A 15,530-nucleotide genomic window follows, 5' to 3' on the forward strand; every position below is an offset into this window, starting at 1 on the left:
CCTTTTATTCTGAGCCGACGTTCCGGGAAGGTGTCTTAAACAAAAAACCCCGCCCGGTTTGCGCCGGCGGGGTTTTGGAATCGTGTGTGTTCCGGACCCTACGGCGCATTGCCGACGACCACCACCACACGCACGACGACCACTGCGCGAGATGGCGCAGTTGTTAGTAGGGTCGCGTTCAGCATGGAAGGGTTCATTAGGGGCCTTGTCTGTTTGTTATTAACACGTTTTATACAAGCACAGCGCTTTCAGCATGACAACGGAAAAATTTTCATCTGCACAAAAATGCGTCAGCGATCACATTTTTCTACGAATTTACACGCTTTGAGTATAGGCGTGATAAGCGTAGCGCCCTCCGGTAATCGCCGGGATTGATGATCACGCGTTTCACAATGCCGGAAAACAAAAAACCTCGCCGAAGCGAGGTTCTTACAGCGTAATGCGGGTGGTAGCCGCGAAGCACACTGTGTTATGTCAACAGCAGAAGTATACGCGTTCTGTGCAGAACGCGCAATTTCGGCGCGAATTTTGATGAATTTGAGTATGGATCAGAAGCTCCGTTCTGTCTATAAATTACTGTTAATTTATACAGTACTTAACTATAATGTCTTTGACACAATGTGTTATGCGGGGGCCGCATCGTAAACCGGCGCAACGAAGTCCTGGCTGAAACGGGTGGTGCCGTCAGCGCCTTAACCCCCTCGTGAGCACACTGTGTTATGTCAACACGCACACTATTCCTCGCAAAAGGGATCGCGTGCGCAACAGCTGACAACAGGCAGCGGAAAGGTACGTCGGCTGGCAGTGCTCCTTAACCACAGGAGACGCGTATGAGCGTAGTGGATATCACCATTCTTATCCTGAAACTCATTGTTGCAGCACTGCAACTGCTTGATGCTGTTCTGAAATACCTTAAGTAATTCAGATTCAAGCCGCACCGAAGGGGAGCGGGCAACCGCTCCCCTTTCACCTTATCCGCTGGTCTTTCGCTTCCCGGGTATGTTACGTTTTTATGACACCCTCAACGACGCCTGACGCTATGACCCTTTCCGTTTTCTGCATTTTGCTGTTCGCCGCGCTGCTACATGCCAGCTGGAACGCCATTGTCAAAGCGGGAAACGATAAGCTCTACGCCGCGATCGGCGTCAGCGGTTCCGCGGCGGTCATGGCATTGATCCTTTTGCCCTTCTCACCGCAGCCAGCTCACGCCAGTATCCCTTTTTTAGCGGCCTCTACCGCGCTCCAGGTGGTGTATACCGTCCTGGTCGCGAAAACCTATCAGGTCTCGGACATGAGCCAGACCTATCCTCTTATGCGCGGCACCGCGCCGCTGCTGGTGGCGCTCATTAGCGTTCTGTTTCTTGGCGACAGCCTGTCGTCGATGGCCTGGGTCGGCATCGCAGTGATCTGCATGGCGATACTTGGGATGGCCTGTAATGGCCGCGCCAGCTCTCAACGTGGTGTCGTGCTGGCATTAACTAACGCCTGTTTTATTGCCGGATATACGCTGGTGGACGGGACCGGCGTAAGACTCTCCGAAACGGCGCTGGGCTATACGCTATGGTCATTTTTTCTCAACGGCGCCTGCCTGTTAACCTGGGCGATGATTGCGCGGCGGCGGGAAGCGTCGCGTTATCTGGCGCAACAGTGGAAAAAAGGCATTTTTGGCGGGATTGGCACTATGGGATCTTATGGGCTGGCGCTATGGGCCATGACCCAGGCGCCGCTGGCGGTGGTCGCCGCGCTGCGTGAGACATCGATTTTATTCGGCGCGCTGATAGCCTGGCTGTTGCTTAAAGAGAAAGTGGCCGGGCTACGTCTGGTGGCGGCAGGCGGGATTGCCCTCGGGGCGATTTTACTCCGTCTGTCATGATCGCCCAATAACAACCGCAGACGTAACACATTCTCGGCAACATTTGTTGCCGCTTTTGTTTACATATCCTGCCGTTCCTTCGCCTGCCATTACTGGTCGCTGTCTGGCCTTCTTTTTCTGGTGTGATAGATTCCTCTCGCATTTATGGGAATGCGCAGCAAGTTATTCTTATTTTTTCTTTTTTTGAAAAGTAATCAGCGAAATGAAAAGGCAGAGAAACGTCAATTTGTTGTTGATGTTGGTGTTACTGGTGGCCGTAGGGCAGATGGCGCAAACCATTTATATTCCCGCCATCGCCGATATGGCGCAAGCGCTAAACGTCCGGGAAGGCGCCGTCCAGAGCGTAATGGCTGCTTACCTCCTGACCTACGGCGTCTCGCAACTGTTTTACGGCCCACTTTCCGACCGGGTTGGGCGCCGCCCCGTAATCCTCGTCGGCATGTCTATTTTTATGGTAGCGACCCTGATCGCCATGACCACGCATAGTTTGACGGTGTTGATTGCCGCCAGCGCCATGCAAGGGATGGGAACCGGCGTTGGCGGAGTAATGGCGAGAACGCTCCCGCGCGATCTGTATGAAGGAACGCAACTTCGTCACGCCAATAGCCTGTTAAATATGGGGATTCTGGTCAGCCCGCTGTTAGCGCCGCTGATTGGCGGTCTGCTGGACACCCTGTGGAACTGGCGCGCGTGTTACGCTTTCCTGCTGGTGCTTTGCGCTGGCGTCACCTTCAGCATGGCGCGCTGGATGCCGGAAACCCGCCCCGCCGGCGCGCCGCGCACACGGCTGATCGCCAGCTATAAGACGCTGTTTGGCAACGGCGCATTTAACTGTTACCTGCTGATGCTAATCGGCGGGCTGGCTGGCATTGCGGTCTTTGAAGCCTGTTCCGGCGTGCTGATGGGGGCAGTATTAGGTCTCAGCAGTATGGTGGTAAGCATTCTGTTTATTCTGCCGATTCCGGCGGCGTTCTTCGGCGCCTGGTTTGCCGGACGCCCGAATAAACGCTTCTCAACCCTGATGTGGCAGTCAGTTATTTGCTGTCTGCTGGCAGGCCTTATGATGTGGATTCCCGGCTGGTTTGGCGTGATGAACGTCTGGACGCTACTCATCCCCGCTGCGCTGTTTTTCTTCGGTGCCGGGATGTTATTTCCACTGGCTACCAGCGGCGCGATGGAGCCGTTTCCGTTCCTCGCAGGCACCGCTGGCGCGCTGGTCGGCGGGCTGCAAAATATTGGTTCCGGCGTACTGGCGTGGCTTTCGGCAATGCTGCCGCAAACCGGTCAGGGCAGCCTGGGACTGTTGATGACCCTTATGGGATTGCTGATCCTGGCGTGCTGGCTGCCGCTGGCGTCACGGATATCGCATCAGGGACAGACGGTTTAACGTTCCCCTCGCCCGGCTTTTTGCCGGGCGTTTCACACTCCGGCGCGATCATCGCATTGAGCAGGGGCTCCTGCGCCGGACGCCACGCTCCTTCTTCGCCGTCATAAAACTGAGTGTCCGCGTTTATCGCATACGGAATATGCGCTTTTTTCAGCTCGCAGGCCATAAAACGGGCAAACGCGAACTGTGAAGCGACCGGCGTGATTTTTATCGACTCTCCCGGCGCCCATCCTCCCACCCAGCTTGCATGGCCGGTCTTATGCTGCCAGCGAACCGCAGCGTTGATCCGTGCCCGAATCGCCGCTTTTTCCGCCGCCGTGCCTGATGTCCACGGATATTTACCGCCGCTTTTCAGGGGGCCCCACGGAAAGATGTGCCACTCCGCCAGTACATAGTTCTGGCTTTGCGCCGGCAGTTTAAGCGCCGACAAATCCTCCGGCGCGGCGCGCATTCGGGGGGCAACGAAAATCATCCGCTGTGGGTCAATGGCGTGAATCAGGCGGATGGTTTTGTCATATACGCGATTCAGCGACGCCATATTATGATTGAGTTTGTCGGCAGGCTCATAAATGAGATCGAACCCCAGAAGCGGGGATGTCTGACCAAAATAGCGCGCGACCACGCTCCACCAGTTGATCAGCTCCTTTTCATGACTGGCGCTGGGATCGGTTTTATACGCATCCGCCTGATAGGCAATAATGGGTATGACGCCATAGTATTCGCAGGCTTCTACCAGCTTACGCAAATGGATGAGGCGCGCTTCCGTCGGCGCGCCTGCCACACGGATACGGACATGCGTTAACCCTTTTGCCTTAAAATCCCGCACGACCAGCGGATCAAACTCGCGGATACCCCGTTCCGTTCGCGCCCAGTCAACATCCATCCCAACGCCAAGCTGCTGCGCATAGCGCGCCGCCGTCAAAGGCATCGGTTTCGCATAGACGACCGCGCTGGTCAGCATGAGAGAGGCAATAAGCGGTTTAAACACGACGCCCCCTAAAATTTTTACCACGGTGATAGCACGTATTTAGCATATTCACTCCCGGCAGGTGTAGCGACAAAGCGTAATAAATCTTCACACCTGTTCCTGCAACCAGCGAATAAATGCCTCGATTTTCGGCCACTGCCTGCCAGGCAGAGTGGTGACATAATAATGCTGATGACATTTCAGCCTCATGTCACCAAAAGGCGCAATCAGTTCTCCGCTGTCGAGACGCTTTTGCACCAGCCGTTTACGCCCCATCGCCACGCCAATGTGGTTCATCGCGGCAATCACCGCTAAATCAGAACGATCGAAGCCAATGCCGGATGAATCCGGCAAATTTACTGCAAAATGCTGCGCCCAACTGTGCCACTCATCGGTGCCCGAATCGTTACTCCACGCCTGTCTGTCGTGTAAGAGCGTACAGTGCCGTAGGTTATTCAGGTTATCCTGCAAGGCGAAACGACGGGCATAATCCGGGCTGCAAACGGGTAAAATTGCCTCATCCATTAAAAAATGGTGCGTGAGCTGCGCCGACGGCGCATCGTCAAAATAGATAGCCAGGTCAATGCCGGCACGCTGTAGGTTAACGTTATCGTTGCCGGTCAGCATAGTGAGAGAAATTGACGGATAGCGACGGGTAAAGTCCCCCAGCGCAGGCACCAGCCAGCACTGGGCGATAGAGGGACGTGAATACACGGTCAGCGTGCCGGACAGTTCCTGATTTTTGATATCGAGGATTTCCTGATTCAACGTATCCAGCGACGATTTCAGCGCCCAGAATACCCGTTTGCCTTCATGGGTAAGCTCCACTTTACGGTGAGAGCGGACAAATAGCTGGATTCCCAACTCGGCTTCCAGTTGATTGATACGATGGCTTACCGCACTGGGGCTTAACGACAGCTCATCTGCCGCCAGAGCAAAGGACTGGTGTCTGGCCGCGACTTCAAAAGTATAGAGTTTGGATAACTGCCAGCCGTTGAGTAAGCGGTTTCGGGTATCGCGAAGGGGTTCCATGGCAACCTCAGTCATCTTTTAATTTCCCGAAGTGTAAAAAAACACGCTGAAAAAATCCGCACATAGATGAAGCAAAATGAACCATATCGCAAAATAAAAGCAATATTAGATGGAAATCACATAGTTGATTCAATTTACATCATGTGAATGGCAAATTATATCGTTTGTCAGGGGGTGCTGTTTTTCTGTCCAATAAGAACAGATTAATCACAGGGTAGGTGAGATATGCACGCTCAAATCTGGGTAGTGAGCACGCTGCTGATCAGCATCGTGTTAATCGTATTGACCATCGTGAAGTTTAAATTCCACCCCTTCCTGGCGTTACTGCTCGCCAGTTTCTTTGTCGGCGCGATGATGGGCATGGGGCCGCTGGAGATGGTCACGGCGATAGAAAACGGAATAGGCGGTACGCTCGGTTTTCTGGCCGCCGTTATCGGTCTTGGCACCATCCTCGGCAAAATGATGGAGGTTTCCGGCGCGGCGGAACGCATCGGGCTTACGCTCCAGCGCTGCCGCTGGCTCTCTGCTGACGTGATCATGGTACTGGTGGGGCTGATTTGCGGTATCACGTTGTTCGTGGAAGTGGGCGTCGTGTTGCTCATCCCACTGGCGTTTTCTATCGCTAAAAAGACCCATACCTCGCTGCTGAAGCTGGCCATTCCGCTGTGTACCGCGCTGATGGCCGTCCATTGCGTGGTACCGCCGCATCCGGCTGCGCTGTTTGTCGCAAATAAACTGGGGGCGGATATCGGCTCGGTGATTGTCTACGGTCTGCTGGTCGGACTGATGGCCTCATTGGTCGGCGGCCCGCTGTTCTTAAAGTTTCTGGGTAATCGTCTGCCGTTCAAGCCCGTACCGACAGAGTTTGCGGATCTTGAAGTGCGCGCCGAAAACACCCTGCCGTCGCTGGGCGCAACGCTGTTTACCGTTCTGCTGCCGATTGGCCTGATGCTGGTGAAAACCGTCGCTGAACTGAATATGGCGAAAGACGGCACGTTGTATACGCTGCTGGAGTTTATCGGTAATCCGATCACCGCAATGTTTATCGCTGTCTTTGTGGCGTATTACATACTCGGTCTGCGCCAGCATATGGGTATGGGCACACTACTTACCCACACCGAAAACGGCTTTGGCGCCATTGCGAACATCCTGCTGATTATCGGCGCGGGCGGCGCGTTCAACGCCATTCTCAAAAGTAGCGGGCTGGCGGACACGCTGGCGGTGATCCTCTCAAATATGCATATGCACCCGATTCTGCTGGCATGGCTGGTAGCGCTGATTCTGCACGCGGCGGTCGGATCTGCGACGGTGGCGATGATGGGCGCCACCGCGATTGTTGCGCCCATGCTGCCGCTCTATCCTGACGTCAGCCCGGAGATCATTGCGATTGCCATTGGTTCCGGCGCCATTGGCTGCACGATCGTGACCGATTCCCTGTTCTGGCTGGTCAAGCAGTATTGCGGCGCTACGCTGAATGAAACGTTTAAATACTATACGACGGCCACGTTTATCGCATCTGTCGTTGCACTGGCTGGCACATTCCTGCTTTCCTTTATCATCTGATCGTAAAGAGACGTACTATGGAAAACATACAAAAGCTCATCGCCCGGTATCCTTTGGTCGAGGATCTGGTCGCCCTCAAAGAAACCACCTGGTTTAACCCGGGCGCCACCTCTCTTGCACAAGGTCTACCGTATGTCGGCCTGACGGAGCAGGACGTAAACGCCGCCCATGACCGTCTGGCGCGCTTTGCGCCGTATCTGGCGAAAGCGTTTCCGCAAACCGCTGCCGCTGGCGGCATGATCGAATCTGACGTGGTCGCTATTCCGGCCATGCAAAAGCGGCTGGAAAAAGAGTATGGGCAAACGATCGACGGTGAAGTGCTGTTAAAAAAAGACAGTCACCTGGCAATCTCTGGTTCCATTAAAGCGCGCGGCGGCATCTACGAGGTGCTAACGCACGCGGAAAAACTGGCGCTGGAGGCGGGTCTGTTAACCACCGACGATGACTATAGCGTGTTGCTTTCGCCGGAATTTAAACAATTCTTCAGCCAGTACAGTATCGCCGTCGGTTCAACCGGCAATCTGGGGCTATCGATCGGTATCATGAGCGCCTGCATCGGTTTTAAAGTGACGGTACATATGTCTGCCGACGCCCGCGCCTGGAAAAAAGCGAAGCTGCGTAGCCACGGCGTGACGGTCGTAGAATACGAAGATGATTACGGCGTGGCGGTTGAGCAGGGCCGAAAAGCAGCGCAATCCGATCCAAACTGTTTCTTTATCGATGATGAAAACTCCCGCACGCTATTTCTGGGCTATGCGGTAGCGGGTCAGCGTCTGAAAGCGCAATTCGCGCAGCAGGGACGCGTCGTTGACGCCAGTCACCCACTGTTTGTTTATCTACCGTGCGGCGTTGGCGGCGGCCCTGGCGGCGTCGCCTTTGGCCTGAAACTGGCGTTTGGCGACAACGTCCACTGTTTCTTTGCCGAACCGACCCATTCACCCTGCATGTTACTCGGCGTTTATACCGGTCTGCACGATGCCATCTCAGTACAAGATATCGGTATTGATAACCTGACGGCGGCTGACGGCCTGGCGGTAGGTCGCGCTTCGGGCTTTGTTGGTCGGGCAATGGAGCGTCTGCTTGACGGCCTCTATACCTTAGACGATCAAACAATGTATGACATGCTGGGCTGGCTGGCGCAGGAGGAAGGAATTCGACTGGAGCCATCAGCTCTGGCGGGGATGGCCGGGCCACAGCGCATTTGCGCCTCCGTCGCGTATCAGCAAAGGCATGGATTCAGTCAGACGCAGCTCGGCAACGCGACGCATCTGGTATGGGCAACCGGGGGCGGCATGGTGCCGGAGGATGAAATGGAACAATACCTGGCGAAAGGACGCTAATACTCGCTCAGTGCCGGAAAGACGGCAGCGCCATCCGGCACGCCATCGCATGATGGCGCTACGCTTATCAGGCCTGTGACGTTAACGCAGCATCGCCATCAACTCCTCCGGCGAGCGATGCTGCTTCAGTAAATCCCGCATCACCCGCATATGCGGCGAGGAGTAGTTAAAAAAGGTCTGGTAGCCCTCGCAAAGCTGATTTTTCCCCTGGCTATCCCGATGCTCAGGGCATCCGCCGCCGCAAAATCGTAATAAAGAACACTTCTGACATTCAGCGCTTAGCGGCGCCTTGTCCGGCGTTTTAGCACCATTCCTGCCGCCGCACCACTGCTGTAGCGTCTCATCAAAAAGGCGGACCGAGATACGCTGAATATCTTCACGTACCCAAATATCAAATACGCTATTTAAAAACCGCCCCCAGTCTGCTGAACACAATGAATCCTCGGTCAACATTCCGTTCCGGTCATGTTCCAACAATGGGATAAAATGGACATTGCGAATGCCGAGCCGTTGTAAGTTACGGTACAGTTGCTGAGGGCGCTGGCTATTCTGGCGATTTACGACGACCTGAATCTGGTCATCACTCACGACAATGTCCTGACGTCCTGTCATATAAAATTCCCGATAAATGCAATAAGTTGGCGAATATGGGTAACAGCAAACAGGATTGCGAGCGACAACACCGCGAGGGAGATCAAAAATTTGTCACGCACGACATGAGTTTCGGAAAAATCGCTATGCGCGACATCCATCAAATTACGACTCAGGGTATAACGCCAAAGAATCACCGCCACTATCGCCAGAACGCTGATTGACACCCAGAACAAGAACCCCGCCTGATGCCAGTGGTGCCTGACGGCTAACGCCATTAACGCCCCGTATCCCAGCAGCGTGCGAAACCAGGCCAGCGACGTACGCTCCGGTTGCAGTCCCGGATCGTTCTGCCGACGGGCTTTACGACTATCCGGCATACAGTACCAGCCCCATCACTATCACCGCGACAATCATCAAAATAACGCTGATGATCAACAGGCTATGGGTATAAGGCAAATCCTCTTTCAGGCGCATCGCTTTTTCATTACGTAACCAGCGTAGATAGCCATAAATCGCCAGGCCGCCCGCAAACAGACACAACAGTAGCGCCAGCAGTTCACGGATCACCGGCGTGGCAAAATCCGGGGCGAGCTGATCAAGACCGACGCCTGCCGCCAGAAATCCCAGCGAGGTGCGAATCCACGCCAGAAAGGTGCGCTCATTTGCCAGTGAGAAGCGATAATCCGGCGCTTCTCCGAGGCGGGAAATCTTCATGACGACTCCTTTTACGTTCTTATGTATTCCCGTTCGTTTTCAGAATACCACTCACGTTGTTGCTGATATGCTTCACATTATCCCGCAGCAAGGGAATCTTATTGCAAAATAACTGTAGTTCACTGGTGATGCGTTTTGGCGCAACCGCGCTCATTGCCGCTATTTTTCATTTCAGTTGCGACCTTTTTCAACGCCACCGCCAGGAAAGGCATTATTGCCGAATTAAAAGCTGAAAAACCACCCGTCGCGACGAAAAAAAAGGCGATGAAGATTGATAACTAACTGAAAAAAATTGGAATTATGCTCGTTGCCATTACGCTGATTAGCGCGTTCATTGAGGAAGAAGATAAGAAGAAGAGCAGAAGTGTGGCCGATGCGGCGCGCGTTATCCAGCCTGGATTTAACACAGTGCGTAGGCTGGATAAGCAACGCGCCATCAGGCGCTAACCCATTCCCCAAAAAATCACCGCCAGCAGTTGTGGCGTGATAATACGCAGGAACATCACTAACGGATAGACGGTCGCGTAAGAGAGCGCCGCCGCGCCGCTGGTGGCATGAAGATTGTTGGCAAATGCCAGCGCTGGCGGATCGGTCATCGAACCGGCCAGCATCCCGCACAGCGTCAGATAGTTCATTTTGGCAAAAATCCGCGCCAGCAAACCGACGGTAATCAGCGGAATAGCGGTGATGAAAATACCATAGCCAATCCAGCTTAATCCTTCGCCCTGCGTCAGCGTATCGACAAAATCGCCGCCGGATTTCAGCCCAACGACCGCCAGAAACAAAACGATGCCTAACTCACGCAGCGCGAGGTTGGCGCTCGGCGGCATAAACCAGTACAGCTTACCGATGCTGCCGATACGCCCCAAAATTAGCGCCATGATCAGCGGCCCGCCGGCCAGCCCCAGTTTTAACGCGACCGGGAATCCCGGCACAAACAACGGGATTGACCCAAGCAGAACCCCTAATCCGATGCCGATAAACACCGGCAGCATCTGCACCTGCTGGAGTTTTTGCTGCGCGTTGCCGACCACATTGGCTACCGCATCAATCGAGGCTGGACGCCCCACCAGATTGAGAATGTCGCCAAACTGCAGGCTAGCGTCACTACTGGCGACCAGCTCAACGCCCGCGCGGTTAAGGCGGGAGATAACCACGTCATAACGCTCTTTAAAGTGCAAATCGCGGATACGTTTGCCGAGCACTTTTTCGTTGGTGACGACCACACGCTCGACGCGTAAATCCGTGCCACGCGTCGACAACGAGGTGTCCACTTCCTTGCCGATCACCAGTTGCGCGTTATGCAGGTCGGTAGATTGGCCGACGAGGTGCAGCAGGTCGCCTGCCTGGATAATCGTCCCCGGCGACGGCACCATCAGCGTGTCGTCGCGTTTCAGGCGTGAGCAAATGATTTTATCGCTGTTCAGGATCGGCACATCCTGGATAGCCATATTATTGAGGTTCGGATTCTCGACACGGATATTCATTGTCTGAATTAATGAATGGCCGTTAGCGAGAGAGGATTCATGCTTCTGCGCCTCCGCCTCGACGTTAACGCGAAAAATCAGCCGCATCAGCCACATGGTGAGCAAAATACCGCAGATGCCAAACGGATACGCCATCGCATAGCTCATCCCCATCTGATCCACCAGATCCACTGGCGTTCCCAGATCGCGCAGGATTTGCTGACCCGCCCCTAACGCAGGCGTATTGGTGACTGCGCCGGAGAAAATCCCCAGCACCACCGGCAGCGGAATAGCGAAAATTTTATGCAGAATCGCGGTGACCAACCCGCCCATAATCACAATCAGAATGGCAAACAGATTCAGACGTAGCCCGGAAACACGCAGCGAGGCGAAAAACCCCGGCCCCACCTGTATGCCGATGGTATAAACAAAAAGGATCAGGCCGAATTCCTGGATAAAGTGCAGCATATCGCCGCTCAGCGTCACCCCAGCCTGATCGACGAAGTGGCCGACGATAATACCGCCGAACAGAACGCCGCCAATACCAAAGCCGACACCGCGCACTTTAATGTTGCCGATCCATAAACCGACAACCGCCACCAACGCCAGAACGCTGACCGTCAATGCGATATCACTCATCTTTTCTTCCCTGTGAGTAACATTTCAATTTATAGGGATTATGACTGAACCGTTAAGGCATATATACAGCATGGCGCACATTCTCATGTTACAAAACCGCCCAGACGTCCTGACTTCGGCAGCGTCTTACCCTTTTTCGTGGCACAAAAAAGCCCCGCCATCTCTGGCGGGGCAAGGCAAGGAGCTCATTAGCTATTTAATGCGGAGCGTTCGTTAATGGCGATACGCTGCGGCGCAATGGTTTCCGGCTCGTTGCGGGTTAAATCAATATGCAGCAGGCCGTTGGTAAACGTCGCGCCGGAAACTTCCATATTCTCAGCCAGCGTAAAGCTCAGGCTAAAAGGCTGCATGACCAGGCCCTGATGTAACCATTTGGGCTCGTTTTCCGGCTGTTCCGGCGTGCCTTTCACCGTCAGGCGCGTGCCTTCCAGTTGAATATCCAGATCTTCCTGACGGAAACCGGCTAACGCTAAGGTAATGCGATAATGGTTATCGTCGCTTTTTTCGATGTTATAGGGCGGGAAGCTCTGGCTTTCGCCGCTGTTTTGCAGCGCATTGGCCAGCTTGTCAAAACCGATCCATTGACGCAGCAGTGGGGATAAATCGTAGTTACGCATAATCATTTCTCCTTCTAAGAAGCGAGTTTTTACCTTCACACTTTACGTGCGAATATGCTCCCTGACGGCGAGCATGGGATGACAGGCCGCGCGACGCGACCCGACGGAATCAGTTAATTTCGATACGGCGCGGTTTGTTCGCTTCCGGAATCACGCGCTCCAGTTCGATATACAGCAGCCCGTTGACCAGGTTTGCGCCGCGAACGTGAATGTTTTCCGCTAACTGGAACTTACGCTCAAAGTTACGCTCGGCAATGCCCTGATACAGGTAAGTACGTTCTTTCTGCTCGTCCGCATGAGCGCCTTTTACCACCAGTAAATTATCCTGGGCGGTAATCTCCAGTTCGCTTTCCGCGAAACCGGCAACGGCAATGGCGATGCGGTAGTGGTTTTCGTCTACCAGCTCAACGTTGTACGGAGGGTAGCCGCCATTACTTTGGCTTTGGTTATTTTCAAGCAGGTTAAACAGACGGTCAAAACCAATGGCAGAACGGTACAGCGGGGATAAATCAAAGTTACGCATAATCATAAACTCCTGAAATCAGCGAGAATGTCAGACCTTCCATCATGGACAGGCCAGGATTGCCAGAACACCCATCAGGCGTGCCCTTCTATTCACTACGTCTTATAAATGGGTCTGAATACGTACTTTTCAAGTATTTTAATCCGACTTTTTTTTGCAGTTTATTGGCTATTGCATAGACTGGTTGGGACAGCACTGATTGTTAAAGTGCGATTACCGCCACAGTGCCACGTACTGGTGATGTTATTTTTAGCAACGGATCGCTATAACTCATCATGCAAATAACGACAACCAACAGATGAATGAGTGATGATAAAAAACGTGTGGTTAACGCTGATAATATGGAATGGGATGCTTTTATTAGGCGGTTGTTCAAGCGTCATGTCGCACACCGGCGGTAAAGAGGGTACTTATCCTGGCACGCGCGCCAGCGCTACGATGATCGGTAACGATGAGACAAACTGGGGCACAAAATCGTTGGCCATCCTGGATATGCCGTTTACCGCCGTGATGGATACGATCCTTCTGCCGTGGGACATCTTCCGCAAAGACAGTTCGGTAAGATCGCGCGTAGAAAAAAGCGAGGAGGAGACGAAAATGACCAATGCCGTCATCCCCCCGGCGAAGATGCCTCCTCCCTGATTTATCGCCCGGTTTCCGTCACCCATAGCTGACGGAACCCTTTCACCTCTTCCATCCATGCGACGTGTCGCCCATCCGGTGAAAAAACGACGGCGTCCGCAGACGGCGGGTTGTCGTGCCTGGCGGTTAAGAAGTCGATCCTCCCACTTTGTGCGTCGCAGCAGGCAATCCGATTTTCCAGCACCAGTCCCAGCCATTTACCCGACGGATGCCAGTTAAACGCTGACTGTACGCCGGTCGCATGATGCGTTAACTGCCGGGGCTCGCCTCCCTGAGGCGATATCAGCCACAGTTGCGCTACGCCGTTATCGTCCCGCATCAAAAAGGCGATCGCCGTCGCCTGCGGATTACTGCGGACCCAGTGGCGTGGTTCGTTAGTGAGTCCAGGATAAACACGCTGGTGAGTGAAGGTAAGACGCCGCTGAACTACGCCCAACGGCGGCGATGGCATCGTTGATTCGGTTCCCGTCAGCGGCGTGTCGCCTGCCTGTTTCCAGCCGTTTTCATGACACGGTAAATCGACAATAAACAGCTCCGGGACTTTTTTGCCCGTCAGCGACAGCGTATCGCCAATAAAGGCGATCTGGCGGTTGCCCACCCAGCCCTCTTCATAGGCGCGGTTAATGTCATCGCTGCCAGGTCTCGGCGCAGGCGTCGTGCGGCTAACCAGTACGCACCAGTAGCTACCGCTGTATTCGCGCGGATGCTGAACCGGCACTGTTACCGGCCCATACGGCGCGGCCACGCCGACATTACGCAGATCCAGCGCCGGATCGCGCTCATGCAGAACGTGGTCATTATAGGTAAAACTCACCAGCTCGCCGTTCGGGCTAAACACATGGACGTGACTGCCGCCGCGCAGCGCGCCGGGAGTATACGGCGCAGTAATATCCATCGCATCGAGGTTAGTCACACCCTCCGACGTTGCAATAACGCCCCGGCGGTGGTGAAAATCGTAATGCCACGTCTCATCAGGGTTTTCAGGGCCATGAATAAACACATAGTGGTTGTCGGCAGGATGCACCGTCACCACGCCGACATGCGCGCCCTGCACGGCGCGATAAATCACCTCCACGTCGCCGGTATGCACATTGACACGCTCAATAGTCTTGCCCGTAAATGACGCGCCTGAAGGCCGCACATCAAAGACCAGCCACTGGCTGTCAGGTGTCCAGGTATTGGTGTTGGTAAGCTGGTGATGGCGCGGCGTAAAGGTGATTTGTTTCATAGGATGTCCTGATAAGAGACGATGCTCGTCATCATACTTCACACGGGCTTCACTTTCAGGCTTTAGCGTATCGTTGGGATAGCCAGGCCCGATGGCGTCACGCCACCGGGCCGTCAGGGCATTATTTCTCCTGCGCCAGCCGGATACTGCGCTCTATCACCGCCCGCCGGGCGTCACCCGCCGGCAGCAGCTTCAGCATCATCTCCCAGGCCGCCACCGCCTCGCCAAAGCGCTGCTGCTCAAAGGCGCTGAACGCATACAGGCTTAACACCCGGATATCCGTGTGGTCGCGGCTCACCAGCCGGCGCAGCAGCTCCCCGCCGCGGCGGTTATCCTCCGGGTCGGACGAGCGCGTCAGCGCCTCCGCGTAGCCCAGCGCCGCATCGCGGTTTTCCGGGTCCAGGCGGTAAGCGTTCGCATACGCCCCGGTGGCGGTACCGGCATTACCCAGTACCATACCGGTGCGCCCCAGCATGAGCCAGCCCTCAACATTGCCGGCATCATTCTGCAGGCGGGTGCGCAGCCCCAGCGCCAGCCGCGCCATCTCCTCCTCATTCAGCGGCTGCGCCTGCGGGTCCAGCGCCCGCGCCAGCAGCCCCGGCGTCTGCGCCGTCGCCTGCTGCCAGGCCCTCACCTGCGGATAGCTGCCGGTCTGTGAGTAACTGATGGCGGCCACGACCAGCGCCATAACCACGCCCGGAAGATACACCCCCACCCCTGCGCGCGGTCCCGCCGCCGGAATGGCGTCAGCCAGGACGTCCTGTCTGATACGCACCCGCCGGCGCGTGCGGGCGACGATTATCCACCCGCCCGCCACGATGGCGGCCAGCGGCAGCACCCACAGCAGCACCGTCAGCGGGGTCAGCGGCGGGTCGTAGGTGACAAAGTTGCCGTAGCGCGCCACCATGTAATCGATGATTTCCTGGCGGCTCTTCCCCTCCTGCA

Annotated in this window: 17 protein-coding genes, 1 pseudogene and 1 other annotated feature; of the genes and pseudogenes, 7 read left to right on the forward strand and 11 right to left on the reverse strand. The window is 55.0% G+C overall.

Annotated elements, in window-relative coordinates; all coding sequences use genetic code 11:
* Positions 1–98: 98 nt before the first annotated feature.
* The gene (gene ivbL, locus ABVN36_RS11940) at positions 99–197 is read right to left on the reverse strand and encodes an ilvB operon leader peptide IvbL (protein ID WP_001541152.1); all 99 of its coding nucleotides are present in this window, start codon (positions 195–197) and stop codon (positions 99–101) included.
* 522 nt (positions 198–719) lie between these two features.
* On the opposite strand from ivbL, the pseudogene ABVN36_RS11945 reads away from it, so the two are divergent.
* From ABVN36_RS11945 to emrD, 4 genes and pseudogenes are all read left to right on the forward strand, one after another.
* A pseudogene (locus tag ABVN36_RS11945) lies at positions 720–834 on the forward strand (hypothetical protein).
* Complete coding sequence (tisB, locus tag ABVN36_RS11950) at positions 831–920, forward strand: type I toxin-antitoxin system toxin TisB (RefSeq protein ID WP_000117642.1); 90 nt, start codon at positions 831–833, stop codon at positions 918–920. Before ABVN36_RS11945 ends, tisB begins: the two are co-directional and overlap by 4 nt.
* Positions 921–1,012: 92 nt before the next feature.
* Complete coding sequence (locus tag ABVN36_RS11955) at positions 1,013–1,873, forward strand: DMT family transporter (RefSeq protein ID WP_001531658.1); 861 nt, start codon at positions 1,013–1,015, stop codon at positions 1,871–1,873.
* Positions 1,874–2,075: 202 nt separating this feature from the next.
* Entirely contained in the window at positions 2,076–3,260 is a 1,185-nt protein-coding gene (gene emrD / locus ABVN36_RS11960; RefSeq protein ID WP_000828744.1) for a multidrug efflux MFS transporter EmrD, read from the forward strand.
* Here the strand turns inward: emrD and ABVN36_RS11965 are convergent.
* Together ABVN36_RS11965 and dsdC are read right to left on the reverse strand one after the other, a co-directional pair.
* Positions 3,187–4,272: a cellulase family glycosylhydrolase gene (locus ABVN36_RS11965; RefSeq protein ID WP_033903574.1), complete on the reverse strand. Its 1,086-nt coding sequence runs from the start codon at positions 4,270–4,272 to the stop codon at positions 3,187–3,189. The two genes, emrD and ABVN36_RS11965, sit on opposite strands and share 74 nt — an antisense overlap.
* A gap of 63 nt (positions 4,273–4,335) precedes the next feature.
* Positions 4,336–5,259 carry a DNA-binding transcriptional regulator DsdC gene (gene dsdC, locus ABVN36_RS11970; protein WP_001541637.1) on the reverse strand — a complete coding sequence of 308 codons (924 nt, stop codon included), beginning with the start codon at positions 5,257–5,259 and terminating at the stop codon, positions 4,336–4,338.
* 225 nt (positions 5,260–5,484) lie between these two features.
* On the opposite strand from dsdC, the gene dsdX reads away from it, so the two are divergent.
* Both dsdX and dsdA read left to right on the forward strand, forming a co-directional pair.
* The gene (gene dsdX, locus ABVN36_RS11975; RefSeq protein WP_000543314.1) at positions 5,485–6,822 is read left to right on the forward strand and encodes a D-serine transporter DsdX; all 1,338 of its coding nucleotides are present in this window, start codon (positions 5,485–5,487) and stop codon (positions 6,820–6,822) included.
* A 17-nt stretch (positions 6,823–6,839) separates the two neighbouring features.
* Entirely contained in the window at positions 6,840–8,162 is a 1,323-nt protein-coding gene (dsdA, locus tag ABVN36_RS11980; RefSeq protein ID WP_023138061.1) for a D-serine ammonia-lyase, read from the forward strand.
* 81 nt (positions 8,163–8,243) lie between these two features.
* Here the strand turns inward: dsdA and ABVN36_RS11985 are convergent, their stop codons facing one another.
* The 6 genes from ABVN36_RS11985 to ibpA form a co-directional block, all read right to left on the reverse strand.
* Positions 8,244–8,774 (reverse strand): radical SAM protein, encoded by a 531-nt coding sequence (locus ABVN36_RS11985; RefSeq protein ID WP_000147833.1) that lies wholly within the window; start codon positions 8,772–8,774, stop codon positions 8,244–8,246.
* Positions 8,771–9,133: a DUF202 domain-containing protein gene (locus ABVN36_RS11990; RefSeq protein WP_001113454.1), complete on the reverse strand. Its 363-nt coding sequence runs from the start codon at positions 9,131–9,133 to the stop codon at positions 8,771–8,773. The genes ABVN36_RS11985 and ABVN36_RS11990 overlap by 4 nt, the downstream gene beginning before the upstream one ends.
* On the reverse strand, positions 9,123–9,470 hold the full coding sequence (locus ABVN36_RS11995) for a YidH family protein (protein ID WP_000703964.1): 348 nt from the start codon (positions 9,468–9,470) through the stop codon (positions 9,123–9,125). Before ABVN36_RS11995 ends, ABVN36_RS11990 begins: the two co-directional genes overlap by 11 nt.
* 443 nt (positions 9,471–9,913) lie before the next feature.
* The gene (locus ABVN36_RS12000) at positions 9,914–11,575 is read right to left on the reverse strand and encodes a putative transporter (protein WP_001279781.1); all 1,662 of its coding nucleotides are present in this window, start codon (positions 11,573–11,575) and stop codon (positions 9,914–9,916) included.
* Positions 11,576–11,763: 188 nt separating this feature from the next.
* Positions 11,764–12,192, reverse strand: a complete 429-nt coding sequence (ibpB, locus tag ABVN36_RS12005; RefSeq protein WP_001246919.1) for a small heat shock chaperone IbpB — start codon at positions 12,190–12,192, stop codon at positions 11,764–11,766.
* A gap of 109 nt (positions 12,193–12,301) precedes the next feature.
* Positions 12,302–12,715 (reverse strand): small heat shock chaperone IbpA, encoded by a 414-nt coding sequence (gene ibpA, locus ABVN36_RS12010; protein ID WP_001532742.1) that lies wholly within the window; start codon positions 12,713–12,715, stop codon positions 12,302–12,304.
* Positions 12,709–12,782 (reverse strand) — a sequence feature (ROSE (Repression Of Heat Shock gene Expression) occurs in the 5'-region of heat shock genes and acts as an RNA thermometer to modulate expression.). Its footprint overlaps the gene before it by 7 nt.
* Before the next feature lie 242 nt (positions 12,783–13,024).
* On the opposite strand from ibpA, the gene ABVN36_RS12015 reads away from it, so the two are divergent.
* Positions 13,025–13,357 carry a YceK/YidQ family lipoprotein gene (locus ABVN36_RS12015; RefSeq protein ID WP_001675643.1) on the forward strand — a complete coding sequence of 111 codons (333 nt, stop codon included), beginning with the start codon at positions 13,025–13,027 and terminating at the stop codon, positions 13,355–13,357.
* A gap of 1 nt (position 13,358) precedes the next feature.
* Here the strand turns inward: ABVN36_RS12015 and ABVN36_RS12020 are convergent, their stop codons facing one another.
* On the reverse strand, positions 13,359–14,585 hold the full coding sequence (locus ABVN36_RS12020) for a DUF3748 domain-containing protein (RefSeq protein ID WP_020838450.1): 1,227 nt from the start codon (positions 14,583–14,585) through the stop codon (positions 13,359–13,361).
* A gap of 121 nt (positions 14,586–14,706) precedes the next feature.
* Positions 14,707–15,530: cytochrome c-type biogenesis protein CcmH (locus ABVN36_RS12025; protein ID WP_393921196.1), on the reverse strand; the 824-nt coding region annotated here is incomplete at its 5' end.

Source organism: Salmonella sp. SJTUF15581 (assembly GCF_043356775.1).
In the GTDB taxonomy this organism is placed as follows: Bacteria; Pseudomonadota; Gammaproteobacteria; order Enterobacterales; family Enterobacteriaceae; genus Salmonella; species Salmonella enterica.

What these genes read in the sequence shown, in the direction of transcription:
- ABVN36_RS12015 (WP_001675643.1), top strand. Translation starts at nt 13,025, where the DNA reads ATGATAAAAAACGTGTGGTTAACGCTGATAATATGGAATGGGATGCTT.
- dsdC (WP_001541637.1), bottom strand. Translation starts at nt 5,259, where the DNA reads ATGGAACCCCTTCGCGATACCCGAAACCGCTTACTCAACGGCTGGCAG.
- ABVN36_RS11990 (WP_001113454.1), bottom strand. Translation starts at nt 9,133, where the DNA reads ATGCCGGATAGTCGTAAAGCCCGTCGGCAGAACGATCCGGGACTGCAA.
- ABVN36_RS11985 (WP_000147833.1), bottom strand. Translation starts at nt 8,774, where the DNA reads ATGACAGGACGTCAGGACATTGTCGTGAGTGATGACCAGATTCAGGTC.
- emrD (WP_000828744.1), top strand. Translation starts at nt 2,076, where the DNA reads ATGAAAAGGCAGAGAAACGTCAATTTGTTGTTGATGTTGGTGTTACTG.
- ivbL (WP_001541152.1), bottom strand. Translation starts at nt 197, where the DNA reads ATGAACCCTTCCATGCTGAACGCGACCCTACTAACAACTGCGCCATCT.
- tisB (WP_000117642.1), top strand. Translation starts at nt 831, where the DNA reads ATGAGCGTAGTGGATATCACCATTCTTATCCTGAAACTCATTGTTGCA.
- ibpB (WP_001246919.1), bottom strand. Translation starts at nt 12,192, where the DNA reads ATGCGTAACTACGATTTATCCCCACTGCTGCGTCAATGGATCGGTTTT.
- dsdA (WP_023138061.1), top strand. Translation starts at nt 6,840, where the DNA reads ATGGAAAACATACAAAAGCTCATCGCCCGGTATCCTTTGGTCGAGGAT.
- ABVN36_RS11955 (WP_001531658.1), top strand. Translation starts at nt 1,013, where the DNA reads ATGACACCCTCAACGACGCCTGACGCTATGACCCTTTCCGTTTTCTGC.
- ABVN36_RS11995 (WP_000703964.1), bottom strand. Translation starts at nt 9,470, where the DNA reads ATGAAGATTTCCCGCCTCGGAGAAGCGCCGGATTATCGCTTCTCACTG.
- dsdX (WP_000543314.1), top strand. Translation starts at nt 5,485, where the DNA reads ATGCACGCTCAAATCTGGGTAGTGAGCACGCTGCTGATCAGCATCGTG.
- ibpA (WP_001532742.1), bottom strand. Translation starts at nt 12,715, where the DNA reads ATGCGTAACTTTGATTTATCCCCGCTGTACCGTTCTGCCATTGGTTTT.
- ABVN36_RS12000 (WP_001279781.1), bottom strand. Translation starts at nt 11,575, where the DNA reads ATGAGTGATATCGCATTGACGGTCAGCGTTCTGGCGTTGGTGGCGGTT.
- ABVN36_RS12020 (WP_020838450.1), bottom strand. Translation starts at nt 14,585, where the DNA reads ATGAAACAAATCACCTTTACGCCGCGCCATCACCAGCTTACCAACACC.